This is a genomic window from Pseudacidovorax sp. RU35E, from assembly GCF_900156165.1.
In the GTDB taxonomy this organism is placed as follows: domain Bacteria; phylum Pseudomonadota; class Gammaproteobacteria; order Burkholderiales; family Burkholderiaceae_C; genus Xenophilus.
The window spans coordinates 411770-437642 of the sequence record NZ_FTMY01000002.1 but is presented as its reverse complement, the minus strand read 5'-3'; the positions used below and the strand labels follow the sequence as shown (position 1 = coordinate 437642).

22 protein-coding genes are annotated in these 25873 nt (G+C 67.6%); 5 read left to right on the top strand and 17 right to left on the bottom strand.

From position 1 onward, the window contains the following. The first annotated feature begins 54 nt into the window (after nt 1-54). Nucleotides 55-456 (top strand): COG4315 family predicted lipoprotein, encoded by a 402-nt coding sequence (locus tag BXA03_RS04925; RefSeq protein WP_369822394.1) that lies wholly within the window; start codon nt 55-57, stop codon nt 454-456. Nucleotides 457-567: 111 nt separating this feature from the next. Here BXA03_RS04925 and BXA03_RS04920 read toward each other — a convergent pair whose 3' ends face one another. The 12 genes from BXA03_RS04920 to BXA03_RS04865 form a co-directional block, all read right to left on the bottom strand. Next, complete coding sequence (locus tag BXA03_RS04920) at nt 568-1503, bottom strand: DMT family transporter (RefSeq protein ID WP_076504481.1); 936 nt, start codon at nt 1501-1503, stop codon at nt 568-570. After that, complete coding sequence (gene typA / locus BXA03_RS04915) at nt 1472-3298, bottom strand: translational GTPase TypA (RefSeq protein WP_076504479.1); 1827 nt, start codon at nt 3296-3298, stop codon at nt 1472-1474. Before typA ends, BXA03_RS04920 begins: the two co-directional genes overlap by 32 nt. Beyond that, nucleotides 3295-4287, bottom strand: coding sequence for a tRNA pseudouridine(55) synthase TruB (gene truB / locus BXA03_RS04910; RefSeq protein WP_076504477.1), 993 nt, complete (start codon nt 4285-4287; stop codon nt 3295-3297). Before truB ends, typA begins: the two co-directional genes overlap by 4 nt. A 4-nt stretch (nt 4288-4291) precedes the next feature. Then, entirely contained in the window at nt 4292-4663 is a 372-nt protein-coding gene (gene rbfA, locus BXA03_RS04905; protein ID WP_017760210.1) for a 30S ribosome-binding factor RbfA, read from the bottom strand. A gap of 24 nt (nt 4664-4687) precedes the next feature. Next, nucleotides 4688-7681 carry a translation initiation factor IF-2 gene (gene infB / locus BXA03_RS04900; protein ID WP_076504475.1) on the bottom strand — a complete coding sequence of 998 codons (2994 nt, stop codon included), beginning with the start codon at nt 7679-7681 and terminating at the stop codon, nt 4688-4690. Nucleotides 7682-7704: 23 nt separating this feature from the next. After that, complete coding sequence (gene nusA / locus BXA03_RS04895; protein ID WP_076504473.1) at nt 7705-9192, bottom strand: transcription termination factor NusA; 1488 nt, start codon at nt 9190-9192, stop codon at nt 7705-7707. 25 nt (nt 9193-9217) lie between these two features. After that, nucleotides 9218-9832 carry a ribosome maturation factor RimP gene (gene rimP, locus BXA03_RS04890; protein WP_076504471.1) on the bottom strand — a complete coding sequence of 205 codons (615 nt, stop codon included), beginning with the start codon at nt 9830-9832 and terminating at the stop codon, nt 9218-9220. 316 nt (nt 9833-10148) lie between these two features. Continuing rightward, a complete protein-coding gene (locus BXA03_RS04885; RefSeq protein ID WP_076504868.1) occupies nt 10149-11285 on the bottom strand; it encodes a YbfB/YjiJ family MFS transporter in 1137 nt (378 codons plus the stop codon). A 65-nt stretch (nt 11286-11350) separates the two neighbouring features. Then, complete coding sequence (locus tag BXA03_RS04880; RefSeq protein WP_076504468.1) at nt 11351-12967, bottom strand: ABC transporter ATP-binding protein; 1617 nt, start codon at nt 12965-12967, stop codon at nt 11351-11353. Between the two features lie 3 nt (nt 12968-12970). Next, entirely contained in the window at nt 12971-14014 is a 1044-nt protein-coding gene (locus BXA03_RS04875) for an ABC transporter permease (protein WP_076504466.1), read from the bottom strand. Between the two features lie 2 nt (nt 14015-14016). Beyond that, on the bottom strand, nt 14017-15051 hold the full coding sequence (locus BXA03_RS04870; RefSeq protein ID WP_076504464.1) for a microcin C ABC transporter permease YejB: 1035 nt from the start codon (nt 15049-15051) through the stop codon (nt 14017-14019). Between the two features lie 10 nt (nt 15052-15061). Then, nucleotides 15062-16858, bottom strand: a complete 1797-nt coding sequence (locus tag BXA03_RS04865) for an extracellular solute-binding protein (protein WP_076504462.1) — start codon at nt 16856-16858, stop codon at nt 15062-15064. Nucleotides 16859-16895: 37 nt separating this feature from the next. Here BXA03_RS04865 and fabI point away from each other — a divergent pair, with 37 nt between their 5' ends. The 3 genes from fabI to BXA03_RS04850 are packed head-to-tail and all read left to right on the top strand — an operon-like array spanning nt 16896 to nt 18986. Continuing rightward, on the top strand, nt 16896-17690 hold the full coding sequence (gene fabI / locus BXA03_RS04860; protein WP_076504461.1) for an enoyl-ACP reductase FabI: 795 nt from the start codon (nt 16896-16898) through the stop codon (nt 17688-17690). Nucleotides 17691-17718: 28 nt separating this feature from the next. Then, on the top strand, nt 17719-18555 hold the full coding sequence (locus BXA03_RS04855; protein WP_076504867.1) for a DNA ligase: 837 nt from the start codon (nt 17719-17721) through the stop codon (nt 18553-18555). Nucleotides 18556-18560: 5 nt separating this feature from the next. Further along, nucleotides 18561-18986 (top strand): YbaN family protein, encoded by a 426-nt coding sequence (locus tag BXA03_RS04850; RefSeq protein WP_076504459.1) that lies wholly within the window; start codon nt 18561-18563, stop codon nt 18984-18986. Nucleotides 18987-19074: 88 nt separating this feature from the next. On the opposite strand, the gene phnX is transcribed toward BXA03_RS04850, so the two are convergent. From phnX to BXA03_RS04825, 5 genes are read right to left on the bottom strand one after another with little or no spacing between them, the layout of a single operon-like run. After that, the gene (gene phnX / locus BXA03_RS04845; RefSeq protein ID WP_076504457.1) at nt 19075-19893 is read right to left on the bottom strand and encodes a phosphonoacetaldehyde hydrolase; all 819 of its coding nucleotides are present in this window, start codon (nt 19891-19893) and stop codon (nt 19075-19077) included. Between the two features lie 20 nt (nt 19894-19913). Beyond that, a complete protein-coding gene (locus tag BXA03_RS04840) occupies nt 19914-21047 on the bottom strand; it encodes a TIGR03364 family FAD-dependent oxidoreductase (RefSeq protein WP_076504454.1) in 1134 nt (377 codons plus the stop codon). Between the two features lie 19 nt (nt 21048-21066). Beyond that, nucleotides 21067-22767: a putative 2-aminoethylphosphonate ABC transporter permease subunit gene (locus tag BXA03_RS04835; RefSeq protein WP_076504452.1), complete on the bottom strand. Its 1701-nt coding sequence runs from the start codon at nt 22765-22767 to the stop codon at nt 21067-21069. A 2-nt stretch (nt 22768-22769) separates the two neighbouring features. Next, nucleotides 22770-23936: a putative 2-aminoethylphosphonate ABC transporter ATP-binding protein gene (locus BXA03_RS04830; RefSeq protein WP_083715882.1), complete on the bottom strand. Its 1167-nt coding sequence runs from the start codon at nt 23934-23936 to the stop codon at nt 22770-22772. Then, nucleotides 23936-24973 (bottom strand): putative 2-aminoethylphosphonate ABC transporter substrate-binding protein, encoded by a 1038-nt coding sequence (locus BXA03_RS04825; protein ID WP_076504450.1) that lies wholly within the window; start codon nt 24971-24973, stop codon nt 23936-23938. Before BXA03_RS04825 ends, BXA03_RS04830 begins: the two co-directional genes overlap by 1 nt. 158 nt (nt 24974-25131) lie before the next feature. Between BXA03_RS04825 and BXA03_RS04820 the strand changes: the two genes are divergently transcribed. Continuing rightward, nucleotides 25132-25869 carry a phosphonate utilization associated transcriptional regulator gene (locus BXA03_RS04820; RefSeq protein WP_076504448.1) on the top strand — a complete coding sequence of 246 codons (738 nt, stop codon included), beginning with the start codon at nt 25132-25134 and terminating at the stop codon, nt 25867-25869. Nucleotides 25870-25873: the final 4 nt, after the last annotated feature.

Below are 25873 nucleotides of genomic sequence, written 5' to 3'. Positions count from 1 at the left end.
CCGGGCCTCTTCCTAAACTCTTTCCGCTGTCTTTCGTTCAACCAGGAGAAATGCATGATCGCCATGAAAAAGACCACCCTGTTCGGCGCCCCCGCCCTCGCACTGGCAGCACTGCTGGCCGGCTGTGCCACCACCCCCGCGCCTGACACGCCCACCCGCACCGTCGACGGCGTGTTGATCGGTCCGAGCGGCAAGACGCTCTACACATTCGCCCGCGACGCGCAGAACAGCGGCAAGTCGATGTGCAACGGCCAATGCGCCACCAACTGGCCGCCTCTGATGGCCCCCGCCGACCCGAAGCCGATGGGCGGCTACTCCATCGTGATGCGTGACGACGGCAGCAAGCAGTGGGCCTACAACGGCTGGCCGCTCTACTACTGGTCCAAGGACGCCAAGCCGGGCGACCGCACCGGCGAAGGCATGCTCAACGGCGCGTGGAAGGTGGCCCGCCCCTGAGACGCCGCTGACAGGCGCCGCGGTCCGCTCGACGGGCGGAAAGGCGCCAAAGGCACGAAGGGGGCACATGCCCCCTTTTCTTTTGCATTGCGCCAGCGCGGTCCGAAGTGCTCAGCGCGACATACGCGCCGCGCGCCAGCCCAGCCATTCGTTGACCGCCAGCGCGCCGATCACCAGCAGGCCGCCGCTGAACACCGTCGGCGCCGGCACCTCGCCTGCACCGACCCAGGCCAGGGCGATGCCGAAGAGCACTTCCAGCAGGGCCAGCAACGCCACCTCGGGCGCTTTCAGGACCCCTGCCACCAGCATCGACAACATGCAGGGAATGGCTAGCTGGAATACGCCCAGAAAGCCCAGCAGCGCCAGATCGCGGCCGCTGGCCGTGAAGGGCAACGCCAGAGGCAACGTGCAGGCGGCCGACACGGCGGCTCCGATGAGCACGGCCGGCAGCAGATCGACGTCGCCCCCGCTGGCATGGGCCTGCTGCACGTTGGTCCAGTGGCAAGCCCCGGCGATGGGCACGCACAGGGCGACCAGCGTGCCCGCCAGCGCGCCGTCATCACCAATCTGCGCGCCATACATCCAGGCGATGCCCGCGCCCGCCACGGCAATGGCCGCCCAGGTGCGCGCCGGCAGGCGGTGGCCGATGAAGAAGCGCGCCGCCAGGGCCGCGAGCAGCGGCCCGGTGGCCAGCGTGACGAGCACATTGGCCGTCGTGGTCAGCGTGAGTGCCACCATGAAGGCGGTGAACATCACGCTCCAGCACGCGCCGGAGATCCAGAGGTGACGTCCGCCGTCGCGCAGACTGCGCCACAGCCCCAGGCCGCGCCATGCACCGAGGATCAGCACCATGGCCAGCAGCGTGAACACGCTGCGCCAGAAGGTGACCTCGAAGCTGGCCGCCCGCTCCAGCTGGCGGGTGACGACGCCGGCCGTCGCCCACATGAGCGTGACCAGCACCATCAGGGCGACGGCACGGCCATGCGTGAGGCCGTGCCGCGCCGAGCGCGCAGGATCAGGCTTCGCGGCTGGCGCGCTTGCGCTCATGTTCCTTCAGGAAGCGCTTGCGCAGGCGGATGCTCTTGGGCGTGATCTCAACCAGTTCGTCGTCCTCGATGAACTCGACGCCGTATTCGAGCGTCAGGTCGATGGGCGGCGTGATCTTGATCGCGTCTTCCTTGCCGCTGACGCGGAAGTTGGTCAGCTGCTTGGTGCGCGTTGCGTTGACCACGAGGTCGTTGTCGCGGCTGTGGATGCCGACGATCATGCCTTCGTACACCGGATCGTTCGCCTTCACGAACATGCGGCCGCGGTCATCCAGCTTGCCCAGGGCGTAGGTGAAGATTTCACCGTCGTCCATGGAGATCAGCACACCGTTCTTGCGGCCGCCGATGTCGCCCTTGTGCGGCTCGTAGCTGTCGAAGATGTTGCTGATGAGGCCCGAACCGCGCGTCAGGTTCAGGAACTCGTTGGTGAAGCCGATAAGACCACGGGCCGGAATGCGGTATTCCAGACGAACGCGACCGCGGCCGTCCGGTTCCATGTTGACCAGCTCGCCCTTGCGCTCGCCCAGGGCCTGCATCACGCCGCCCTGGTGGCCTTCCTCGATGTCGGCCGTCACCAGCTCGATCGGCTCGTGACGCTCGCCGTCGACGGTCTTGAAGACCACGCGCGGCTTGGAGACGGCCATTTCGTAGCCTTCGCGACGCATGTTCTCCAGCAGGATGGTCAGGTGCAGTTCACCGCGGCCCATGACCTCGAACACACCTTCCTCGTCCGTCTCGTTCACGCGCAGCGCGACGTTGTGCTGCAGTTCCTTCTGCAGACGGTCCCAGATCTGGCGGCTGGTCACGAACTTGCCTTCGCGGCCGGCCAGCGGGCTGGTGTTGACGCAGAAGTTCATGGTCAGGGTGGGCTCGTCCACCTTGAGCATCGGCAGCGGCATCGGGTTGGCCGGGTCGGTCACGGTCACGCCGATGCCGATGTCGGCGATGCCGTTGATCAGCACGATGTCGCCCGGGCCGGCTTCGGTGGCCTGCACGCGGTCCAGGCCCTGGAAGGTCAGCACCTGGTTGACGCGGCCCTTGTAGCTCTTGCCGTCCGGGCCTTCGCACACGAGCACGTCCTGCATGGGCTTGAGCGTGCCCTGGCTGATGCGGCCCACGCCGATGCGGCCGACGAAGGTGGAGAAGTCGAGCGCCGAGATCTGCAGCTGCAGCGGTGCGGCCGGGTCACCCTTCTGCGAGGGCACGTGCTTGAGCACGGTGTCGAACAGGGCCGACATGTCGGGGCCCCACTGCTCGCCCGGCGCGCCTTCTTCCAGCGAGGACCAGCCATTGATGCCCGAGGCGTACACCACGGGGAAGTCGAGCTGCTCGTCCGTCGCGCCCAGCTTGTCGAACAGGTCGAAGGCGGCGTTCACCACCTTGTCGGGGTTGGCGCCAGGCTTGTCGACCTTGTTGACCACGACGATGGGCTTGAGGCCGAGGGCCAGCGCCTTCTTGGTCACGAAGCGCGTCTGCGGCATCGGGCCTTCCTGCGCATCGATCAGCAGCAGCACGCCGTCCACCATGGACAGCGCACGCTCCACCTCGCCGCCGAAGTCCGCGTGGCCGGGCGTGTCGACGATGTTGATGTGGGTGCCCTTCCAGCTCACGGCGCAGTTCTTCGCCAGGATGGTGATGCCCCGTTCCTTTTCGATGGCGTTGTTGTCCATCACCGTGTCGACCACTTTCTCGTGGTCGGCAAAGGTGCCGGACTGGCGCAGCAGCTGGTCCACCATGGTGGTCTTGCCGTGGTCGACGTGGGCGATGATGGCGATGTTGCGGATCTGTCGGGTCATGGTGTCGTTACCTCCTGCGAGGGCTCAAGTGACTTTGAATGGGTTTGCAATAGGGTCTGCTGGATTTCGAGCGGGCTCAGCAGTCGCCCGGGAATCAGTTCGCCGGCCTTCACATGGGCACTACCCAGGAAGGCTTCCGGCTGTGCGCCGAAGACCGCCACCGCCTCGGCGTCGGCCCAGTGGCCGCGCCGGCGCATGCCGGACAGGAAGCGACCAGCATCCTCCGTGCCCAACGTGACGGGCACATGGCCGCCGACGAGCGCTTCGGTGGGCAGCAGCGCTTCCAGGCGCTGCACGTCGTCCATGGCCTCCAGCGCCTGCAGCGACACGCACTGCGGCGCCGAGAACGGCCCGGTGCGCGTGCGGCGCAAGGCCTTCAGGTGGCCGCCGCAGCCCAGCGCCGCGCCGATGTCGGCGCCCAGCGTGCGGATGTAGGTGCCCTTTGAACACTGCACCGCCAGGCGCAGGAAGGGCTCTGGTCCCGCCAGCTGTGCTTCGAGCAGCGTCAGCGCATGGATCACGACCGCACGCGGCTCGCGCTCCAGCACGATGCCTTCGCGGGCGTATTCGTAGAGCGCCTTGCCGTCCTTCTTGAGGGCGCTGTGCATGGGCGGCACCTGCGAGATGGGGCCACGGAAGCGCGTCAGCACCGCCTGCACCTGCTCGGGCGTGCAGTCGACCGGCTGCTCGCTGGTCACCTCGCCCTCGGCATCGGAGGTGCTCGTCGTCCGGCCCAGGCGGACCGTGGTCTCGTAGCACTTGTCGGCGTCCAGGTGCAGCTGACTGAACTTGGTGGCGGCACCAAAGCACAGCGGCAGCACACCGGTCGCGAGTGGATCCAGCGTGCCGGTATGGCCGGCCTTCTCGGCGCGCAGCAGCCATTTGGCCTTTTGCAGCGCCTGGTTGCTGGACAGGCCCAGCGGCTTGTCGAGCAGCAACACCCCGTGCACAGGGCGCCGCTGCACCCTGACACGGGATGGCGACGTCATCGGTCTATTCGTCTTTCGAGCGCGAGGACACCGCCTTGGCAATCAAGGCGTTCATGTCCGCCGCACGCTCGGTGGTGCGGTCGAACACGAAATGCAGCGTCGGCACGGTGTGGATGTGCAGCCGCTTGAACAGGCCGTTACGCAGGAAGCCGGCGGCCTGGTTCAAGGCCTCCTGCGTCTCCTGCGGATCGCCCACCAGCAGGCTGAAAAAGACTTTCGCGTGGGCATAGTCGGGCGTGACCTCGACGGCCTGCAGGGTGACCATGCCCACGCGCGGATCCTTCAGCTCGCGGGCGATCAGCTCCGACAGATCGCGCTGGATCTGGTCCGCGACCTTGAAGCCGCGGTTGGGGACGGATGACTTCTTCGCTGGCATGGCGTGGGGACCTCTGGCTGACGCTTACAGCGTCCGCGCGATTTCCTTGATCTCGAAGAGCTCCAGCTGATCACCCTCGCGGATGTCGTTGTAGTTCTTGAGCTTGATACCGCACTCGAAGCCTTCGCGCACTTCCTTGACGTCGTCCTTCATGCGCTTGAGCGAATCGAGCTCGCCGGTGTAGATCACCACGTTGTCGCGCAGCAGTCGGAAGTGGGCGTCGCGCTTGACCACGCCGTCCAGCACATACGAGCCGGCCACCGTGCCGATCTTCGTGGCCACGAACACCGTGCGGATCTCGGCATGGCCGATGATCTCTTCACGACGCTCGGGCGCCAGCATGCCGGCCATCGCGGTCTTCAGCTCGTCCACGGCGTCGTAGATGATGCCGTAGTACTTGATGTCCACGCCATTGCCTTCGGCGAGCTTGCGCGCACCGGAATCGGCACGCACGTTGAAGCCGATGACGATGCCCTTCGAAGCGATCGCCAAGTTGACGTCCGACTCGCTGATGCCGCCGACGCCGGCGTACACCACCTGCACGCGCACCTCGTCGTTGCTCAGCTTGAGCAGCGACTGCGACAGCGCTTCCTGCGAGCCCTGCACGTCTGCCTTGATGATGATCGGCAGCGTCTTGACCTCACCGGCCGTCATGTCGGAGAACATGTTCTCCAGCTTGGCTGCCTGCTGGCGGGCCAGCTTGGTGTTGCGGAACTTGCCGGCACGGTAGGTGGCGATCTCGCGCGCACGGCGCTCGTCGACCATCACCATGAACTCGTCGCCCGCCTGCGGCACTTCGGTCAGGCCCTGGATCTCCACCGGGATGGAAGGGCCGGCCGACTTGGTGTTCTGGCCGTCCTCGTCCGTCATGGCGCGGACACGGCCGAAGGTCGCCCCTGCCAGCACCACGTCGCCGACCTTGAGCGTGCCCGACTGCACCAGCACCGTGGCCACCGGGCCGCGGCCCTTGTCCAGCTGGGCTTCGATCACCAGACCCTTGGCGGCGGCATCCACCGGCGCCTTGAGTTCCAGCACTTCGGCCTGCAGCAGCACCTGCTCCAGCAGAGCGTCGATGCCCTTGCCCGTCTTGGCCGAGACCTCGACGAAGGGCGAATCGCCGCCGAATTCTTCCGGCACCACTTCTTCGGCCACCAGCTCGCTTCGCACGCGCTCGGAATTCGCATCGGGCTTGTCGATCTTGTTGATCGCCACCACGATCGGCACCTTTGCCGCCTTGGCGTGCTTGATGGCTTCCTTGGTCTGCGGCATGACGCCGTCGTCCGCCGCCACCACCAGGATGACGATATCGGTGGCCTGCGCACCACGGGCACGCATGGCCGTGAAGGCCTCGTGGCCCGGGGTGTCCAGGAAGGAGATCATGCCGCGCGGCGTCTCGACGTGGTAGGCGCCGATGTGCTGCGTGATGCCGCCAGCTTCGCCCGCCGCCACCTTGGTGGTGCGGATGCGGTCCAGCAGCGAGGTCTTGCCATGGTCCACGTGGCCCATGACGGTGACCACGGGCGCGCGAGGCAGCGCGTCGGCCGCTGCGGCCTGCACCTCCTCCTCGGTGAATGCCTCGGGGTCGTCCAGCGCGGCCACGACCGCCTTGTGGCCCATTTCCTCGACGAGGATCATGGCCGTGTCCTGGTCCAGCGACTGGTTGATGGTCGCCATCTGGCCCAGCTTCATCAGCTGCTTGATCACCTCGGACGCCTTGACAGCCATCTTGTGCGCCAGCTCGGAGACGGTGATCGTCTCGGGCACGTGCACTTCGATGATGCGCTGCTCGGCGGGTGCTGCCTGCTGGTGCGAATCGTCGCGGTCATTGCCGCCACGACGACTGCGCGGTCCGCTGCGCCAGTTGTTGCGACCCACGCCGCCACTGGCGTCGCCACGGGTCTTGATTTCCTTCTTCTTGGCGTTGTCGTTGGCCCAGCTCGAGGACAGCTTGGCCGACTTGACTTCCTTGCCTGGCCCGGCAGGTGCCGCGGCGGCGGCGCCAGCAGCGCCAGCCGGACGCGTGCCCGTGCCGGTGGCCGGCTTGTGCAGCGTGCCCTTGACGGCGGGCTTGGCCTCGACCGGCTTGGGCTCTTCCTTCTTGGCCACCAACACGCGCTTGGGCGCGTTCATCATCTGACGGATGGCCTCGGCCTCGGCAAGTGCCTTGCGCCGGCGCTCGTCCAGATCGCGAGCGCGGGCGGCCTCGGCGTCGGCGGCAGCCTTGGATTCGGCCGCGGCCTTGGCGCGGGCCTCTTCGCGCGCTTCCTCACGTGCCTTCTCGGCGGCAGCGCGGTCGGCGGCAACCTTGTCGGCACTGGCCTTTGCGGCAGCGACGGCATCGGCCTCGGCCTGGGCGCGGGCACTGGGCGACGAAGCCACGCGGGCCTGATACGCGGCAGCGTTCAACGCAGCAGCTTCGGCGCGTGCACGCTCGACCTGCACCTCGCGCTCGCGGCGGGTGCGATCCACGGAGTCCACGGCATCGGCCTTGGCACGCGCGGCCGCCTCTTCGGCGTCCTCGCGGGCCTGTCGCTCGCGCTCGGCGGCCTCGGCCGCTTCGCGCTCGGCGCGCTGACGCGCCAGCTCTTCTTCCTGCCGGCGCAGCGCCTCGGCGGCCTGACGGGCCTCTTCCTCGCGGCGGGCCAGCTCGGCCGCGCGGCGGGCGAGTTCAGCCTCTTCTTCCTCGCGGGCGGCGGTGTTGTCTGCTGGCACATCGTCGCGCTGCATGAAGGTGCGCTTCTTGCGCACCTCCACCTGGATCGTGCGCGCACGGCCCAGGGCGTCGGCCTGCTTGATCTCGCTGGTCGACTTCTTGGTCAGCGTGATCTTCTTGCGCTCGGCAGGCACGGCAGTGCCATGGCTCGCCTTGAGATGGCTGAGCAGGCGCTGCTTGTCGCCCTCGGTAAGGGCATCCGAAGCGGCAGACTTGGCCACGCCGGCGCTGCGGAGTTGGTCAAGCAAGGTTTCGGGCGTCTTCTTGAGTTCCTGTGCGAACTCTGCAACGGTGGTGCTGGACATAAGATCTGGTGCCTCCCATCACATCACTCTTGCGCGCCGTCGAACCAATGTTCGCGTGCCTTGAGGATGAGGGACTTTGCTTCGTCGGCGGTCTGGCCGGTGATTTCGGTGAGTTCGTCGACGGCGAGGTCGGCCAGGTCGTCGCGGGTGTGGATGCCGGCTTCCGCCAGCTTGCCGATCAGTTCGGGCGTCAGGCCTTCCAGGTCGCGCAGGTTCTGCGACACGGCCTCCACCTTCTCCTCGCGGGCGATCTCCATCGTGAGCAGCACGTCCTTGGCACGGGCGCGCAGTTCGTTGACGGTGTCTTCGTCGAAGGCCTCGATCTCGAGCATCTCGGCGATGGGCACGTAGGCCACTTCTTCCAGGCTGGAAAAGCCTTCCTGGATCAGGATGTCGGCGATCTCTTCGTCGACGTCCAGCTTCTCCATGAAGAGCTGGCGCGTACCGGCGGTTTCCTCGGCCTGCTTCTGGGCCGATTCGTTCGCGTCCATGATGTTGATCTTCCAGCCGGTCAGCTCGGAAGCCAGGCGAACGTTCTGGCCGCCGCGGCCGATGGCGATGGCGAGGTTTTCCTCGTCGACCACCACGTCCATGGCGTGTTTTTCTTCGTCGACCACGATGGACTGCACGTTGGCCGGGGCCAGCGCACCGATGACGAACTGGGCCGGATCGTCCGACCACAGCACGATGTCCACGCGTTCGCCGGCGAGCTCGTTGGTGACGGCGTTCACCCGGGTGCCGCGCACGCCGACGCAGGTGCCGATGGGGTCCACGCGCTTGTCGTGGCTCAGCACGGCGATCTTGGCGCGGCTGCCCGGGTCGCGGGCGCAGCTCTTGATCTCGAGCAGGCCCTGCTCGATCTCGGGCACTTCATTGCGGAAGAGCTCGATCATGAACTCGGGCGCCGAGCGCGACAGGATGATCGGCGCGCCGCGCAGCGTCAGGTCGACCTCCATGATCATGGCCCGCACGCGGTCGCCGTTGCGCAGGTTTTCCTTGGGGATCATCTCGCCGCGGCGCAGGCGACCCTCGACACGACCGGACTCGACGATGATGTCGCCCTTGTCCATGCGCTTGACGGTGCCGGTGAAGATGCGCTCGCCGCGCGACATGAAGTCGTTGAGCAGCATCTCGCGCTCGGCATCGCGGATCTTCTGCAGGATCACCTGCTTGGCGGCCATGGCGCCGATACGGCCGATGGGCAGCGACTCGATCGGCTCCTCGATGTATTCGTCGACCTCGATGTCGGCCACTTCTTCCTTGGCTTCGAACAGCAGGATTTCCTGGTCGGGCAGTTGCAGGCCGGCTTCGTCGGGCACGACGTGCCAGCGGCGGAAGGTTTCATAGGCGCCGGTGTCGCGGTCGATGGCCACACGGATGTCCACATCGCCCGGATACAGCTTTTTGGTCGCCTGTGCCAGGGCGGACTCCACGGCGGCGAAGACGACGTCGCGCTCGACGTTCTTCTCGCGCGAGATCGCGTCCACCAGCATCAACATTTCGCGATTCATTCGATGACCCTACTGTTCGTTCTTGTCACTGCGGCGTCGCCGCGCCGCTCTTGGGCTTGCGCCCTTTGAAATCCACGAGGGGAGCGAGTCGCGCCTCGCGCAGCTCGTCCAGAGTGAAGCCCAGCGCCTGCAGCGTGGCAGGCGGGCGCTTCTTGCTGATCTTCTGACCCGGCTTGGCAGGCGTCGGCTCGTCGCTCCAGACGATCTGCCAACCGTGACTGCCGTCGGCCGCATCCACGCGCTCGAGCGTGCCGCGAAACTTCTTGCGACTGGCACTGACCTGGCCTGCCGCAGCCTGGCCCATGGGCGCCTTCAGCACGATGTCGATGACTTCGCCGGCAAAGCGCTCGAAGTCGCGGTCATGACGAAGCGGACGGTCGATGCCTGGGGAGGAGACTTCCAGCCGCTGGTAGTCGACACCCTCGACCTCGAGCGTGTACTGAAGCTGGCGGGTGACCTTTTCGCAGTCCTCGACGGTCACGAAGGCTTCTTCGACACCCTCGGCAACGGGGCCGGCCCAGGGCAGATCGATCGTCACGCGCAGCAGCCCACCGGCCGAGCGCTCGATCTCCACCAGGTCGTAACCCAGCCCAGTCACTGTCTGGGCTACCGTTTTTTCTACCGTCTGCTGCAATGCCACCGTTCGCGTGCGTCCTTCTGACTGAAAGCCCTGGCCGACCCTTTGGCGCCGCACCAGAACCGAAGGCCTGCCGGACGGCAGTGCATCCGGCGGGCCTGAAAATCAAGTACCCGAGGCGGCGAAGAAGGGGGACAACCAAAAAAAAAGGGCGGTGAGTACCCGCCCGTTTGGTCGTGAGCCTTCGATTATAGGGAATTTGTGTCGCGATTGCACCTGCTGCGCGTCAATGCAAGCCGGCACGTCGGCACGACAGTCGAATTGCGGCCACAGTGCAACGCTTTCTCTTCCTATGCGCCAGTCGATTGAGCACCCGGATTCAGCCGCCTGACGGCCTGGATGCCGTGCGGCGCCAGACGACCACGAACAGTATCGCCCCCAGCATCAGCGCCACCGCGGCGACCCACAGCGCAGGCGCAAAGCCGCCCCAGCGCTGCGCCACCGGTGCTGCGAAGAGCGGCCCCACGATCTGGCCCAGGCCGTAAGAGGCCGTGGCATAACCGATCAGTCCAGCCGCGGCATTGCCACGCAACCGGCGCGCCTCTCGCACCGCGAACAAAGTGATCGCGGTGAAAGGCAGGCCCAGGAGCATGCTGCCAACCGCGAACCCCGTGATCGTCGGCCAGGCCACGGACAGCAGGACACCGATCGCCTGCATGACATAGCCGCCAGCGAGCAGCAGGCGGTTGTCCCAATGCTGCGGTGCCCGCCCGCCGATCAGCACCCCCGGCACCACAGCCAACCCGAAAAGCGGCCAGAAGAGGTCGGGCCACGTCGAGCCCGGCAACGCCTGCCGGGCGATGACCGGAAGGAAGGTCGCCGTGATGATGTAGCCGAAGCCGGCCAAGCCATAGAGCCCGACCAGCCAAGCCGCTTCAGGGCCGACGCCGGCCGCCGCCGGCGGCATGGGTGAAACGGCCGCAGCAGCAGGCATGCCCTCGCGTCCGTCGTCGAAGATGCGCCAGACCAGCGCAGTCAGGGCCAAGGCCAGGACGCCATACACGCACCAGGCCGTCGAAGCGCCCCACCGCCCTGCCGGACCACCCAGGAAGCCCGTCAGCGCAATGCCCAGGCCGGGCCCCGCATAGATGACGCCACCCAGTCCGGGCGCATGCGCCTCCGCCAGACGCCGCGCCCCCCATCCGCTGGCAAAGACGAAGACCCAGGCGCTCGCGAGGCCAGCCGCAGCGCGCAAGGTGGCCCAGGCGGCAAAGCCATGCAGCAGCCCCATGCCGACCAGCAGCACGGCCGTGGCCACCAGCCCCCCGCGCACCAGCGTGCGCGCCGGCGCACGCACCCAGGCGCTGGACAAGGCGCCGACGAAATAACCCAGGTAGTTGAGCGAGGCCAGCAGCCCGCCTGCCTGCAGGTCGACCTGCCCCTCGCCGAGCATGACCGGCAGCATGGGCGTGAAGGCGAACCGGCCGAGACCCATGGCCACCGCCAGTGCCACCATGCAGCCCAGGGCCGCGCGCCAGGCCTGGGCGCTTTCGGAGCGTGTGCCGCCCTGACCGGCGCCATTCACGTGGGATGCCCCACCAGCGCCGCGGAGACGAGCTGACGGGTATAGGCATGGACCGGTGCGCCGAGGACGGCATCGACCGGCCCCTGCTCGACGATGCGCCCATCCTTCATGACGACCACGCGGTGGGCCATGGCCTGGACGACCTCGACGTCGTGCGTGATGAGGAGGTAGGCCAGCCCCTGCTCTCGCTGCAGTCGCTGCAACAGGGCCAGCACCTGCTTCTGGATGGTGACGTCGAGAGCGCTGGTGGGCTCGTCCAGAACCAAGAGGCGCGGCTGCACGATCAGCGCACGGGCGATGGCGATGCGCTGGCGCTGGCCGCCCGAGAACTCGTGCGGATAACGCGAAAGCAACTGGGGAAACTGCGCCTCGCCCAGACCGACCTCCGCCAACGCCTGGACGACCCGCGCGTGCCGTTCGGCAGGCGGCAGTCCAGGCGCATGGACCGACAGGCCCTCCCCCACGATCTGCGCCACCGTCATGCGCGGCGACAGCGACGAAAATGGATCCTGGAATACGGCTTGCACCTGCCGCCGCAGCGCGCGGTCGGCCTTGGCGCCGCGGCGCCAGGCCTGGCCCGTCACCCGCATGTCGCCGGCGAAGGGCAGCAGGCCCAGCGCGGCCAACGCCAAGGTCGACTTGCCGGAGCCCGACTCGCCGACCACGCCCAGTGTCTCGCCCGGCGCGATCTGCAGGTCAGCGCCCTGCACCGCGACGAAACGATCGCGGGCGAACCAGCCCCGCAGGCCCGGCCGCGGGACCGGATAGCTGACGGCGACCTCGCGGGCCGCCAGCACCGGCGTGTCACCGCTCCCCGAAGCGGCCGCTGCCACGTGTCGCTCGGGACGACTGTCGATCAGCTTGCAGGTGTAGGGATGGCGCGGCGCATCGAAGACCTGCCGCACGCTGCCCTGCTCCACCAGCCGCCCGTGCTCCATGACCGCCACGCGGTCGGCAAAGCGGCGCACGAGGTTCAGGTCGTGCGTGATCATCAGCACGGCCATGCCATGGCGCTGCTGGAGCGTGTCGAGCAGGTCGAGGATCTGAACGCGCAGCGTCACGTCCAGGGCCGTGGTGGGTTCGTCGGCCAGCAGCAGCCGCGGCTTGCAGGCCAGCGCCATGGCGATCATGGCGCGCTGACGTTGCCCACCAGAAAGCTGGTGCGGAAAGGCCCGCACCCGACGCCCTGGCTCCGGCACGCCGGTATCGGCCAGCAACTGCACCGCTGCCTCGTGCGCACTGCGGGCATCGAGGCCTTCGTGCAACCGCAGCACCTCGGCGATCTGGTCGCCCACCGGGTAGAGCGGGTTCAGGGCCGTCATCGGCTCCTGGAAGATCATGGCGATTTCACGGCCGCGGATGCTGCGCAGTTGCCGTTCGGGAAGGGCCAGCAGATCGCGCGGCGCATCGCCGCCGAGCCACGCTTCGCCCGTCACCTGCGCATCAGGGACGAGACGCAGCAGGCTGAGGGCCGTGACCGTCTTGCCCGAGCCGGATTCGCCGACGAGCGCCAGCTTTTCGCCGGCGGCCAGATCGAAATCGACGCCGTGCACTACCGGCTTGCCGTCGAAGGCGATGCGCAGGTCCTTCACGCGCAGAAGAGGCTGTGTCATGGGTCAGGCCTTCCGCGGATCCATGGCGTCGCGCAGCGCGTCGCCCATGAAGGTGAGCAGCATCAGCGTGACTACCAGCACGCCAAAGGTGGACAGCGAGATCCACCAGGCGTCGATGTTGGCTTTGCCCTGGTTGAGCAGTTCGCCCAGGGAGGGCGTGCCGGGCGGCACGCCCAGGCCCAGGAAGTCGAGCGAGGTCAGCGCCAGGATGGCCGCGCTCATGCGGAAGGGAAGGAAGGTCACCACCGGCACCAGGCTGTTGGGCAGGATGTGGCGCCACATGATGGCCAGGTTGCCCACGCCCAAAGCGCGCGCCGCACGCACATAGTCCATCTGCCGGTTGCGCAGGAACTCGGCCCGCACGTAGTCCGACAGCCCCATCCAGCCGAACAGCGACAGCAGCACCAGCAAGAGCGCCACGCTCGGCGCGAAGATGGCGCTGAAGATGATCAGCAAGTAAAGCTCGGGCATGGAGCCCCAGATCTCGATGAAGCGCTGAAAGGCCAAGTCGGTCTTGCCGCCGAAGAAGCCCTGGATGGCGCCGGTGATCACGCCCAGCACCACGCCGATGACCGTGAGCGCCAGCGCGAACAGCACGCTCACTCGGAAGCCGTAGATCAACTGGGCAAGCAGGTCACGACCACGGTCGTCGGTGCCCAGCAGGTTCTCAGAGGAAGGCGCTGCGGGATTCGGCCGGCTGGCAAAGTAGTTCAGGGTGCGGGGCCCATACGGGTTCGGTGCGTACAAGGCCCAGTTGCCACCCTGCGCGATGCGCTCGCGGATGAAGGGATCGAGGTAGTCTGCCGGTGTCTCGAAGTCGCCGCCAAAGGTCTTCTCGGAATAGTCGGTCAGCACCGGAAAGTAGAGCTGGCCGTCGTAGCGCACCACCAGCGGCCGGTCGGACGACAGCACCTCGGCGAAGAGGCTCAGCACTACCAGCACGGTGAACAGCACCAGGCTGACGAAGCCCAGCCGGTTGCGGCGAAAGCGCCGCCAGGCCCGGCGGCCGGGCGACAAGGGAACGGAAGGCGCGGAGGTGTCGCTCATGCTCAGTCGAACTTGACGCGCGGATCCACCCACACGTAGCAGAGGTCGCTGATCAGCTTGGTCACCAGGCCGATCAACGTGAAGAGGTAGAGCGTGCCCAGCACCACCGGATAGTCCCGGCGGATCACGCTCTCGTAGCTGAGCAGGCCCAGGCCGTCGAGCGAGAACAGTGTCTCGATCAGCAGCGAGCCGGTGAAGAAGGCACCGATGAACGCGGCCGGAAAGCCCGTGATGATCGGGATCAGCGCATTGCGCATGACGTGCTTCCACAGAATCTGCTTCTCGCGCAGACCCTTGGCGCGGGCCGTCAGCACGTACTGCTTGCGGATCTCTTCGAGGAAGGCGTTCTTGGTCAGCATGGCCGTGACGGCAAAGCTGCCCAGCACCATGGCCGTGATGGGCAGCGCGATGTGCCACAGGTAGTCGACGATGCGCGCGCCCCAGGACATCTGCTCCCAGTTCGCCGAGGTCAGCCCGCGCAACGGGAACCACTGCAGTTGCCCGCCAAAGATCACCAGCAGCGCGACGCCCAGCACGAAGCCCGGAATCGCATAGCCCACCAGCACGAGCAGCGTGGTCACGAAATCGAAGCGCGTGCCGGCTCGCACAGCCTTCGCCACGCCCAGTGGCACGGCGATGAGGTAGCTGATGAAGAAGGTCCACAGTCCCAGGCTGATCGACACCGGCAGCTTTTCCTTGACCAGGTCCCACACCGCCTTGCGCTGGTAGAAGCTCTGGCCGAGGTCGAAGCGCACGAAGGCCTTGAGCATCTGCCAGAAGCGCTCGGACGCCGGCTTGTCGAAGCCGTACAGCGCCTTGATGTCAGCGACCTGCTGCGGGCTCAGGCCCTGCCGCCCGCGGTAGGCGGAGCCCCCAGCCGAAGGCCCCTCGCCACCGGCCGAGCGGCCCTGCAGCTGCGAGACCATCTGCTCGACCGGACCGCCCGGCACGAACTGGATGACCGCGAAGCTCACGAGCAGCACGCCCAGCAGGGTCGGCACCATCAGCAGCAGACGTTTGAGGATGTAGATGGGCATGCCGCGCGGCCTACTTGTTGCTGGAGGAAGCCCACCACGTCGCCGCGGCCCAGCTGTCGGGTTCGTAATAGGGAGGGATGCTCGGCGGCAGGACGAAGCCCGCCGGCCGGTAGCCCACCAGGAAGCTGCTGCTGTACCACTGCGGGATGCCGTAGTAGCCGTTGGTCAGCACGCGGTCGAGCGCACGCATGGCCGCGCCCAATTCGTCGCGCGTGGTGGCGGCCAGCACGCGCCGGATCAGCGCGTCCACGGCCGGATCCTTCAGGCCCCAGTAGTTGGCCGAACCATGGGTGCCGGCGGCTTCCGAGCCGAAGTATTCGAGCAACTCGCTTCCCGGCGTGGTGCGTGCCGGGATGCGGATGCTGCCAAGCTCGAAGTCGAAGTCGTCCATGCGTTGCTGGTAGAGCGCGCCATCGACATTGCGCACCGTCAGCTGGATGCCCAGCTTGGCCATGGCGGCCTGCATCGGCAACACCAGTCGCACGCCAGAAGGCTGGGCGTTGAGGTATTCGAGCGTGAAGGCCTCGCCCCTGGCATTGCGCAAGGCGCCGTCGCGATAGGTCCAACCCGCCTGGGCGAGCAGGTCGCGGGCCTTGCGCAGGTTCTCGCGCAGGCTGGATGGCGGCGCAGTACTGGGCGACAGCGGCGCGGGGCCGAACACCTCCGGCCGAAGTTGCGCGCGCAGCGGCTCCAGCAGGGCCAGCTCATCGGGGCCTGGCAGACCCTTGGCCTGGAACGGGCTGTTGGGATACCAACCCTGCACCCGCGTGTAGATGCCGTAGAACATCTGGCGGTTGAGCCATTCGAAATCCATCGTCAGGGCCAGCGCCTGCCGCACGCGCACGTCCTGCAGCTTGGGGTTGCGCAGGTTGAAGATGTAGCCCTGGTAGTCGCCCGGCGCGCCGCTGGGAAAGACCTGCTTCTTGACTTCGCCGCGGTCGAAGGCGCGGCCCGTGTACTGGCGCGCCCAGTTGCGGGAGATGAACTCGCGCTTGAGGTCGTATTCCCCCGCCTTCAAGCCTTCGAACCGGGCCGTGTCATCCAGGTAGAGCTTGTAGGTGATGCGGTCGAAGTTGTACTGCCCGCGGCGCACCGGCAGGTTGCGACCCCAGTAGTTGTTGTCGCGCACGTACGTGATGTCGCGCCCCAGCCGGCCACTGGATGGCCGGTACGGGCCGGAGCCGATGGGCAGTTCGGTGATGACCTGATCGAAGGGCTTGCCCTGCCCCCAGCGCTGACTGAACACCGGGATGCCGCCGGCCAGCAGGGGAAGTTCGCGGTTGTCCGAATCGAAGTCGAAGCGCACCACGCGTTCGCTCAAGGCCTTGACGCTGCGGATGCCCGCGAGCAGCGTGCGGAACTGCGGCGCCGCCTGCTTGCTGATGAGCGTGCGCCATGAATGCACGACGTCTTCGGCCAGCACTGGCGTGCCATCGCTGAAGCGCGCCGCGGGCCGCAGTCGGAACACGGCGGAGCGATGGTCGGGCGCCACCTCCACGTCCTCGGCCAGCAGGCCGTAGGCGGTCGAGGGCTCCTGCAGATTGCCCACTAGCAGTGACTCGAACACCAGGTCCGTGAGGCCTGCGGGCGCCGTGCCCTTGAGCGTGAAGGGATTGAACTTGTCGAACTGCGTGACCGCGATCGGCGGCACCAGCCGGATCTCGCCGCCCTTGGGCGCGTCCGGGTTCACGTAATCGAAGTGGGTGAAGCCGGCGGGGTACTTGATGTCGCCGAACTGGGAATAGGCGTGCGCACCCCAGGCGGGCAGCGCCGCAACCAGAAGGGCCGGGAGCAGCCAGAGTCGCATGCGAGAATTCTGCCCAAGTTTTTCTCAAGGCAGACCCATGGGCTTTCTCAGCGGCAAGAAACTTCTGATCACCGGCGTCCTTTCCAATCGTTCCATCGCCTACGGCATCGCCAAGGCCTGCCATGCACAAGGCGCCGAGCTCGCCTTCAGCTACGTGGGCGAGCGCTTCAAGGACCGCATCACCGAGTTCGCTGCCGACTTCGACTCCAAGCTGGTCTTCGACTGCGACGTGGGCGACGATGCCCAGATCGCCAAGCTGTTCGAGGACCTGTCGCAGACCTGGCCCAAGTTCGACGGCTTCGTCCACAGCATCGGCTTTGCGCCGCGCGAGGCCATCGCCGGCGACTTCCTTGAAGGCCTCTCACGCGAGGCGTTCAAGATCGCGCACGACATCAGCGCCTACAGCTTCCCGGCCATGGCCAAGGCCGCCCTTCCCTATCTCAACGACCAGGCAGCGCTGCTCACCCTGACCTACCTGGGCGCCGTGCGTGTGGTGCCCAACTACAACACCATGGGCCTGGCCAAGGCCAGCCTGGAAGCCTCGGTGCGCTACCTGGCTGGCTCGCTGGGCCCCAAGGGCGTGCGCGTCAACGGCATCAGCGCCGGCCCCATCAAGACGCTGGCGGCCAGCGGCATCAAGGGATTCGGCAAGCTGCTGCCTGCCGTGGCGGCCGTCTCGCCCATTCGCCGCAACGTGACCATCGACGACGTGGGCAATGTGGCGGCCTTCCTGCTGTCCGACCTGGCTGGTGGCGTGACGGCCGAGATCACCTACGTGGACGGCGGCTTCAGCAACGTGGTCGGCGGCATCGACGAGCCGGCCGAAGGCTGAGCCACTTTTTCTTTCCCTTGTGATGAACATGCGCCGTCGCGGTCTTCTGCTGACGGCGCTTTCGTTTGCGCTGAGCGTGCCGGCCCGGGCCGCGCCGCCCGCGCTGATGCTGGCGGAGGTCTGGCGCCCGGGCATGCCGCTGGAAGGCTACTGGGTCAGCGAGAAGTACGACGGCGTGCGCGGCTTCTGGGACGGGCAGACGCTGTGGACACGCGGCGGCGAGCGCATTGCCGCGCCGGCATGGTTCACGGCCGGCTGGCCGCAGCAACCCATGGATGGCGAGCTATGGGCCGGCCGCGGGCGCTTCGAGCATGCCTCGGGCACGGTGCGCAGCCAGGCGCCCGACGATGCGGCCTGGCGTGCCATGCGCTTCATGGTCTTCGACCTGCCCGCAGAACCGGGCGACTTCGACCACCGGCTGCAGGTGCTGCAACGGCTGCTGCCGGTCGAGGCCACCCCCTGGCTCGAACCGGTGCGGCAGGAACGCGCCACCACGGCCGAGGCGCTCCGGCGGCAACTCGACGCCACGGTGCGGGCCGGCGGCGAAGGACTGATGCTGCATCGAGGCAGTTCGCTCTATGGCGCCGGCCGCAGTGCGGACCTTCTCAAGGTCAAGCCCTACGACGATGCCGAGGCGGTGGTGCTCGCGCACCTGCCGGGCCAGGGCCGGCATGCGGGCCGGATGGGCGCGCTGCAGGTGCGCACGCCCGAAGGTGTGGTGTTCAAACTGGGCGGCGGCTTCACCGATGCACAGCGCGACGATCCGCCGCCTGTGGGCAGCACGGTCACCTACCGCTACAACGGCCTCACGGCGCAGGGGGTGCCGCGCTTTGCGCGCTTCATGCGCGTGCGCACGGATCGCTGAGTCACGTGGAGCGCACGCCGCCCCCAACGCCCGCCGTTCAGCCGCAGGACGCGGCACCTCGGCGCCTGCGCGGCCCGGCGCGCTGGCTGATGATGGCACTGGCCGTGGTGGCGTTGGCCCTGGCCGTGGCCGGTGTCGTCCTGCCGGGCCTGCCGACCACGCCCTTCGTGCTGCTGGCCGCCTGGGCGGCCGCCCGCAGTTCGCCCAGGCTCGCGGGCTGGCTGGAAAGGCACCCGCTGTTCGGGCCACTGATCTTGAACTGGCGCGCCGGCGGGCGTGTCAGCCGACGGGCCAAGCGCAGCGCCGCAGCGGCCATGGCCGTGTGCGCCGTCGTGCTGATCTGGCTGTCGCCCTCCCGCTGGGGTGCCGCTGCAGGAATCGGCGCCATGGCCTGCGTGCTGATCTGGCTCTGGCGGCGGCCGGAGCCTTAAGGCTCGGATCGCGGCAGCGGCCAGTGGGTATCGAGGCGGATGGCCGCGGCGGCGGCACGACAGGCGCGCGTCGCGCGCTGGCAAAGGTTCAGGCCGACGGCCGTTCGCCGCGCGCCATCCGCGCGTCGATGTCGTCCAGCACCGGCATCAGGTCCGCCACGCTGTCGATCACGTAGTGCGCCCCGGCGCTCTTCAACTCGGCCGTGGCACGGGCGCGCACCTGCGCCTGGCCGGCGGCATCGAGCGCCTGCCACTCGGCCAGCGTGAGACCCGCTGCATTGCCGCTGATCGCCAGCCCCACGGCCCAGGTGCCGGCATTCAGGCCCTCCTGCACGCCCACGCCGGTGTCGTCCACCTTGACCACCGAATGGGCCGGCCACACGCCCAGGTCGGCAAAGCAGCGGTACATCATCAAGGGCGAAGGCCGGCCGGCCGCCAGGTCGCCCGCGCAGACGAGGTTATCCGGCACATAACCGCCCTTGGCGGCGATGGGCGTCACCACCTCCATGATCGGCCGGTTGTAGCCGGTGGTGGAGCCGATGCGCAGGCCGCGCGCACGCACGGCGGCCACGGTGTCGAGCGCGCCCGGGACGAAGTCGCAGAAGTCGGGCACCACGGCCGCGTTCATCGGCGTGAACACCTCGTAGAGCTCGTCGATGTCGGCCCGCGTGAAGCCGCGGCCGAAGCGCGCCTCCCATTGGGCCGCCACGCGTGGCAGCTGGCTCAGCGCATGGATGTGGTCCCACTTGGCCACGCCCATGGGACCGCGCGCCTCGGCGATGCTGAGGTCGATGCCGTAGCGCTCGAACAGGCGCACGAAGGCGCCCATGGGCGCGCAGGAGCCGAAGTCGATGATGGTGCCGGCCCAGTCGAAGACGACGGCCTGGAGTTTTTGCGGGTCAGTCATGTGATATGCGGTGGGTCGGCCTACCAGCCGGCGAAGACTTCTTCGGCGATGCCGAAGGCCGTGCTGGCACCGGTGCCGCTGGTGACGATCACCAGGCGCGTGGCATCGTCCGGCGCGTCGATCAGGCAGTCGGTGTCGGGCGACGAGGGATAGGTGCCCACCCAGCGCTGGGTGACGGTGTAGTCGGGCAGGTGCAGCGCCTCCTGCATGTGACGCAGCATCAGCGCGTCGACCTGCGTGTCGGCGAAGGGTTCGAGCACCGGGCCGTAGTGGTGGGAGTCCCCCACCACCAACGAGCCGTCGGCGCTCTGCACCACGATCAGGTGGATGCCGTGGGCCAGCGACTCGCCCTCCTCCGCCTCCAGCTGGGCCCGTAGCGCCTGCGCCGCCGGCAGCTTGCTGTAGCCGTGGTAGCGCACCAGGCTCAGGTCGGCCATGACCGAGCCGGGCAGCTTGAAGCCCTCCGGCGGGCGCACCCGCAGCATGTGCAACTGGCACAGCTGCAGGCGATGCGGCGCCAGCCGCTCGGCAAACAGGCCGTTCAGTTCGATGTTGGTGCAGACGGCCACGCGCTGGGCGTGCAGCGTGGCGCGGGCGGTGCGCACGCGCGGCGTGGCCACCTCCAGCACCTGTTCGCTGAAGCGGAAGACCACGCCGTGCGCCTCGGCCAGCCAGGCCGCCAGCAGGCCGATGGCGGTGCGCGACTCCACGCGCGCCTCGTGCGGGCTGTAGAGGACCGCCCGGGCCGGGCCTTCGGGCCCGTCCAGCCGCAGCGTCGGTGCACGCCGTGCGGCCTCGGCCACGTCCAGCAACTCGCAGCCTTCGGCCATCTCGGTGTCCATGAATTGCTCCAGCACCGCCAGCGCCTTGTCGCGGAAGGCCGTGAGGTAGAGCCCCTGGTGGACGACCTCGATGCCCGCCTGCGGCGCCACTTCGCCCCACACCTCGCGTGCGCGCCGCGCGCGGCGCCAGGTGTCGCCGGCGCCCTGCCCCGTCACAGTCACGAAGCCGAAGTTGCGGATGGACGCACCGATGCAGGCGGCGTCCTTCTCGATCACGCAGACCTTGAGGCCGCGCCGTGCAGCGGTATAGGCATGGGCCAGGCCGACGATGCCGGCACCGACCACGATCAGGTCGAAATGGGTGTTGCTCATTCGTGGGAATCCCCTTGGCTCATCGCAGCCGCCAGCGCTGGGTGCGGCGGTCCACCCAGCGGCCGAGCAGCAGGTACAGCACGTTCACGATCGCCGAGGTCCCGGCGATCAGCACCGCCATGGCGGCGGCAGCGCCGATCTCGCCGGCCTCGTCGAGGTTGAGGATGGCGACCGAAGCCAGGCGCGTCTCGGGCGAGTACAGGAAGACGACTGCCGAGATGGTGGTCATCGCGTTGATGAAGAAGTAGCGCGACACGTCCAGCAGCACGGGCAGGCAGATCGGCAGCGTGACGCGGCGCACGGTGGTGAACACCGGCACCTTGAGCGAGGCGGCGACGGCCTCGAACTCGCCGTCGATGGCCTTCAGCGCCGTGACCATGGTCAGGTGGCCCGTCGTGTAGAAATGCACTACCGTGCACAGCACCAGCAGGCCCATGGTCTGGTACAGGCCATTGAGTGGGTTCCACGGCGCGTTGAAGAAGAAGATGTAGCCCAGACCCAGCACCAGTCCGGGCACCGCCATGGGCAGCATGGCCATCAGCCGGATCACAGGGCGCAGCACGTCCAGGCCGCGCGTCTTCTCCAGCAGGTAGGCGCCGCAGAACACCACCGCCGTGCCGACCACGGACGTACAGGCCGCCAGCAGCAGGCTGTTGAGCACCGCGCCGCCCAGCTCGGCGTCGACGATGCCGGCGACGTAATGGTCGAGGCTGGGCGTGAGGTTGTAGGGCCACAGCTTGGCAAAGGAAGCGAAGACCGCCATGCCGAACGTCGCCACCATCAGTGCGCAGACGAGCAGACAGTAGGCGGTCATGGCCGCATCGAAGCCCTTGGCCGGCCGGGGCGTCAGCGCCACTGCGCGCGCCGTGAGCATGGCCGTCTGCTTGCGCTGCACCAGGTGATCGACCGTGAAGGTGAGCAGCGCGGGTGCCAGCAGCAGCAGGGCCACGACGGCGCCACGCTGGAAGTCCTGCTGGCCGATCACCAGCTTGAACACGTCGGTGGCGAGCACGTTGAAGTTGCCGCCGACCACCTTGGGGATGCCGAAATCGGTGATGACCAGCGTGAACACCACCAATGCCGCGGAAATCAGCCCGTACTTCGCGCCCGGCAGCGTGATGGTGAAGAAGCGCCGCAGGGTTCGCGTGCCCATCGCATCGGCGGCTTCATAGAGCCGCGCGTCGGCCAGCGACAGCGCCGTCACCAGAACCATCAGCGCATGCGGGAAGGTGGCGAAGCATTCCGCGAGCACGATGCCCGGCGCGCCATAGATGCTCTCGAAGCCCAGCGCCTGCCACAGCCCCTTGGCGGCGCCCTGGTTGCCGAACCAGTAGATCAGCGAGATGGCCGACAGCAGCGAAGGCGCCAGCAGGGGCAGCAGCGTGATGCTGCGCAGCAGGCCCTTGGCGGGCATGCAGCTGCGCGTGAGCGCATAGGCGAAGCCGAAGGCCAGCGGGATCACGAGGGTCGTCACCAGTGCGGACACCCACAGGCTGTTCCAGAGGCTGCCCAGCAATGCGGGCGATGCGAGGTAGGCGCGGAAGTGGCCCCAGCCGGAGCGCTCCTCGGTCTGCTGCAGCGCCTGCGACAGGATGGCCCCCAAGGGCAACAGCAGGCCGATGACCAGCAGCAGCGCCACGGCCACCAGCAGCAAGTGCGCCGCACGGTCGCTCCAGTGCACATGCAGCCGGACGGCCGGCAGGCGGATCGCGGTCTGCATGGTCAGGCCTCCGCTGCGGGGAAGGCGCGCAGACGGTCCAGCCGCAGCGCGAAGCGCAACCGACGGCCCTGCTGCACGCCGAACTCGTCCATCTGGTTGAGCGAGAACTGCAGCTGCAGCGGCTCGGGCAGCCCCTCCACCACCAGCTCGGCCAGGCAGTTGCCACCGAGGAACTCGATGTGCGCCACCGTGCCCGTGCACAGGCCCGGATGGTCGGCATCGAAGCCGGTCATCGCGCGGTCTTCCGGACGCAGGTAGAGCATCACCTCGCGGCCCGCGCGGTACTCCGCACCATGGCCGGGCTCGACCTGCCAACGTCGGTCGCCGCAATGGAACCAGCGCCCGCCCTCGGCCACGGCGGGCAGCCGGTTGACCTTGCCGACGAACTCGGCCACGAAGGGCGTCGCGGGCTCGCGGTAGACCTGCAGCGGCGTGCCCACCTGCTCGATCACGCCGTGGTTCATCACCACGATGCGGTCGGCGATGGACAGTGCCTCTTCCTGGTCGTGCGTCACCATGATGGTGGTGACGCCCAGCCGCCGCTGCAGCGCACGGATCTCGTTGCGCAGGTGCACCCGCACGATGGCGTCGAGCGCCGACAGCGGCTCGTCCAGCAACAGCAGGCCCGGCGAGGCGGCCAGTGCGCGCGCCAGCGCCACCCGTTGCTGCTGGCCGCCCGACATCTGCGCCGGGTACTTGCCGCGGCTGCCGGGCAGGCCCACGAGCTGCAGCAACTCATCGACACGCGCGGCGATGTCCTTGCGCGGGCGCCGCTGGTTGACCAGCCCGTAGGCCACGTTGTCCGCGATGCTCAGGTTGGGAAAGAGCGCATAGGACTGGAAGACGATGCCGTAGTCGCGCTGGGCCGGCGGCAGGCGCGAGATGTCGGTGCCGCTCTGCCAAAGCTGGCCGCCCGTCTGCACTTCCAGCCCCGCGATGATGCGCAGCAAGGTGGTCTTGCCGCAGCCCGAGGGGCCCAGAAAGCACACCAGCTCGCCCTGCGGAATGGTCAGGTCGATGGACTCCAGCGCCGTGAATGCGCCGAAGCGCTTGTGCACGCCCTGCAACCGCAGGTAGTCGGGCTGAGGCACGCTTTCGACCAGGGACAGCGGCGCCGGCGCAGCACCCACGCTGCGGTCGGCCGCATAGGCATGCGCCGGCGCGGTCATCACTTCTTCGCCTCGCTCTTGGCGTCGTAGCGGCGCGTCCACTCGGCCAGAGTGCGCTCGCGGTTGGCGGCGGACTTGTCGAAATCCATCTTGATCAGGCGGGCCTCGTAGTCGTCCGGGATGCCGGCCAGCTTGGGCGCCACGCCCGGCTGTGCGGTGAGCGCGAAGTTCTTGCCGTACAGCAGCATGGCGTCCTTGGACGTTGCCCAGTTCGCCAGCTTCTTGGCAGCGTCCAGCTTCTTCGTGCCCTTGTAGATGCCGACGGCCTCCAAGTCCCAACCCAGGCCCTCCTTGGGGAACACCAGCTCGATGGGCGCGCCCTTGGCCTTGTTGGTGTAGCCGCGGTATTCGAAGGAGATGCCCGCCACGTACTCACCGGAGGCCGCCATGTTGCAGGGCTTGGAGCCGGAGTGCGTGTACTGGGCGATGTTCTCGTGCAGCGCGTCCATGTACTTCCAGCCGCCGCCCTTGCCGGCGTCGTCGCCCCACAGTTGCAGCCAGGCCGCCACGTCGAAGTAGCCGGTGCCGGACGAGGCGGGGTTGGGCATCACCACCTGGCCCTTGTACTCGGGCTTGGTGAGTTCCTTCCAGGTGGTGGGGACAGGGATGTTCTTCTTCTTGGCCTCGACTGTGTTGAAGCACACGACGGCACCGAACACGTCCATGCCGACCCAGGCGGGCGGGTTCTTCTTGTCGCGGTACTGCGGCATCACTGCGTCCAGGTTCAGCGGCGCATAGGGCTCGAGCATGCCCTGCTTGTCGAACAGCGCCATGCTGGAGGCGGCCACGCCCCACACCACATCGGCCTGCGGATTGGCCTTCTCGGCCAGCAGCTTGGCGGTGATCACGCCGGTGGAGTCGCGCACCCACTTGATCTCGATGTCGGGCTCGACCTTGTTGAAGGCGCTCTGGTAGGCCTTGAGCTGGTCGGTCTCCAGCGCGGTGTAGACCGTCAGCTGGGTCTTCTGCGCGAAGGCCGCGCCGGTGGCGGCCAGGCCGATGAGGGCGGTGGCAATGGTCTTGACGGAAAAGTGCATGGGCAGGCTCCTCGATGAAATGACCGGGCGAATGTGCCGCCGCGAAACGACATCTTCGTGACACGGTCGCCAAGCAAAATCGGGGCCTGCTCCACCTCTTTGTCTATTGTTATTTGTAGATCGTAGACAATCTACGCTCTCGAACCTACCATCGCGCCATGCCTGCCGCCCCTGCCAAGAAGGTCTCTCCCCATCCCGTCATCGCACAGCTTCAGTGCCATTCGCTGGCGAATGTGGTGCAGGCAGAGATCGAACGCATGATCCTGGACGGTGAGCTTGGCCCGGGCGCCAAGCTCACCGAGGCCACGCTGGCCGACCAGTTGGGCGTCTCCCGCGGGCCGGTGCGCGAGGCCTTCCGCATGCTGGAGGAAGGCGGCCTGGTGCGCACCGAAAAGAACCGCGGCGTCTTTGTGCGCGACGTGCCCATCGAGGAGGCGCTGGAGATCTTCGAGGTGCGTGCCGTGATGGACCTGTACGTAGGCCGCAAACTGGCCGAGACAGCGACCCCCGCCCAGGTACGCGAGCTGCGGCAGCTGGTCGAGGCCATGGACCAGGCGGTGAAGGCGGGCGATGCCAAGGACTACCACCGCTTCAACCTCGCCTTCCACGACCGCCTGCTGGAGCTGGCCGGCAATGCCAAGCTGGTGGCCACCTACCGCAAGCTGGTGAACGAGCTGTCGCTGTTCCGCCGGCAGAACCTGACCAACGAATCGATGGCCGCCTACTCCCGCGAGCATCGCGCCATCCTCAAGGCCATCGCCTCAGGTGACCCGGATGCCGCGGGCCAGGCCATGTACCAGCATGTGATGAATAGCCGCGAGCGCACGCGCCTGAATTGGGAGAAGCAGCGCGGTTCGACCACGGGCAGCAATGCTGCCTCGGTCGCCACGCCGTGAGGCT

Excerpts from the sequence above, each read along its gene's own strand:
- BXA03_RS04875 (WP_076504466.1), bottom strand. The coding sequence starts at position 14,014 with ATGAGCGACACCTCCGCGCCTTCCGTTCCCTTGTCGCCCGGCCGCCGG.
- BXA03_RS04830 (WP_083715882.1), bottom strand. The coding sequence starts at position 23,936 with ATGACCGCGCCGGCGCATGCCTATGCGGCCGACCGCAGCGTGGGTGCT.
- infB (WP_076504475.1), bottom strand. The coding sequence starts at position 7,681 with ATGTCCAGCACCACCGTTGCAGAGTTCGCACAGGAACTCAAGAAGACG.
- BXA03_RS04840 (WP_076504454.1), bottom strand. The coding sequence starts at position 21,047 with ATGAGCAACACCCATTTCGACCTGATCGTGGTCGGTGCCGGCATCGTC.
- BXA03_RS04885 (WP_076504868.1), bottom strand. The coding sequence starts at position 11,285 with ATGGTGGCACTGGCGGTGGCCATGGGTCTCGGCCGGTTCGCCTTCACG.
- typA (WP_076504479.1), bottom strand. The coding sequence starts at position 3,298 with ATGACCCGACAGATCCGCAACATCGCCATCATCGCCCACGTCGACCAC.
- BXA03_RS04870 (WP_076504464.1), bottom strand. The coding sequence starts at position 15,051 with ATGCCCATCTACATCCTCAAACGTCTGCTGCTGATGGTGCCGACCCTG.
- BXA03_RS04855 (WP_076504867.1), top strand. The coding sequence starts at position 17,719 with ATGCGCCGTCGCGGTCTTCTGCTGACGGCGCTTTCGTTTGCGCTGAGC.
- fabI (WP_076504461.1), top strand. The coding sequence starts at position 16,896 with ATGGGCTTTCTCAGCGGCAAGAAACTTCTGATCACCGGCGTCCTTTCC.
- BXA03_RS04920 (WP_076504481.1), bottom strand. The coding sequence starts at position 1,503 with ATGAGCGCAAGCGCGCCAGCCGCGAAGCCTGATCCTGCGCGCTCGGCG.
- BXA03_RS04825 (WP_076504450.1), bottom strand. The coding sequence starts at position 24,973 with ATGCACTTTTCCGTCAAGACCATTGCCACCGCCCTCATCGGCCTGGCC.
- rbfA (WP_017760210.1), bottom strand. The coding sequence starts at position 4,663 with ATGCCAGCGAAGAAGTCATCCGTCCCCAACCGCGGCTTCAAGGTCGCG.
- BXA03_RS04880 (WP_076504468.1), bottom strand. The coding sequence starts at position 12,967 with ATGACACAGCCTCTTCTGCGCGTGAAGGACCTGCGCATCGCCTTCGAC.
- BXA03_RS04925 (WP_369822394.1), top strand. The coding sequence starts at position 55 with ATGATCGCCATGAAAAAGACCACCCTGTTCGGCGCCCCCGCCCTCGCA.
- BXA03_RS04835 (WP_076504452.1), bottom strand. The coding sequence starts at position 22,767 with ATGCAGACCGCGATCCGCCTGCCGGCCGTCCGGCTGCATGTGCACTGG.
- phnX (WP_076504457.1), bottom strand. The coding sequence starts at position 19,893 with ATGACTGACCCGCAAAAACTCCAGGCCGTCGTCTTCGACTGGGCCGGC.
- nusA (WP_076504473.1), bottom strand. The coding sequence starts at position 9,192 with ATGAATCGCGAAATGTTGATGCTGGTGGACGCGATCTCGCGCGAGAAG.
- BXA03_RS04820 (WP_076504448.1), top strand. The coding sequence starts at position 25,132 with ATGCCTGCCGCCCCTGCCAAGAAGGTCTCTCCCCATCCCGTCATCGCA.
- truB (WP_076504477.1), bottom strand. The coding sequence starts at position 4,287 with ATGACGTCGCCATCCCGTGTCAGGGTGCAGCGGCGCCCTGTGCACGGG.
- BXA03_RS04865 (WP_076504462.1), bottom strand. The coding sequence starts at position 16,858 with ATGCGACTCTGGCTGCTCCCGGCCCTTCTGGTTGCGGCGCTGCCCGCC.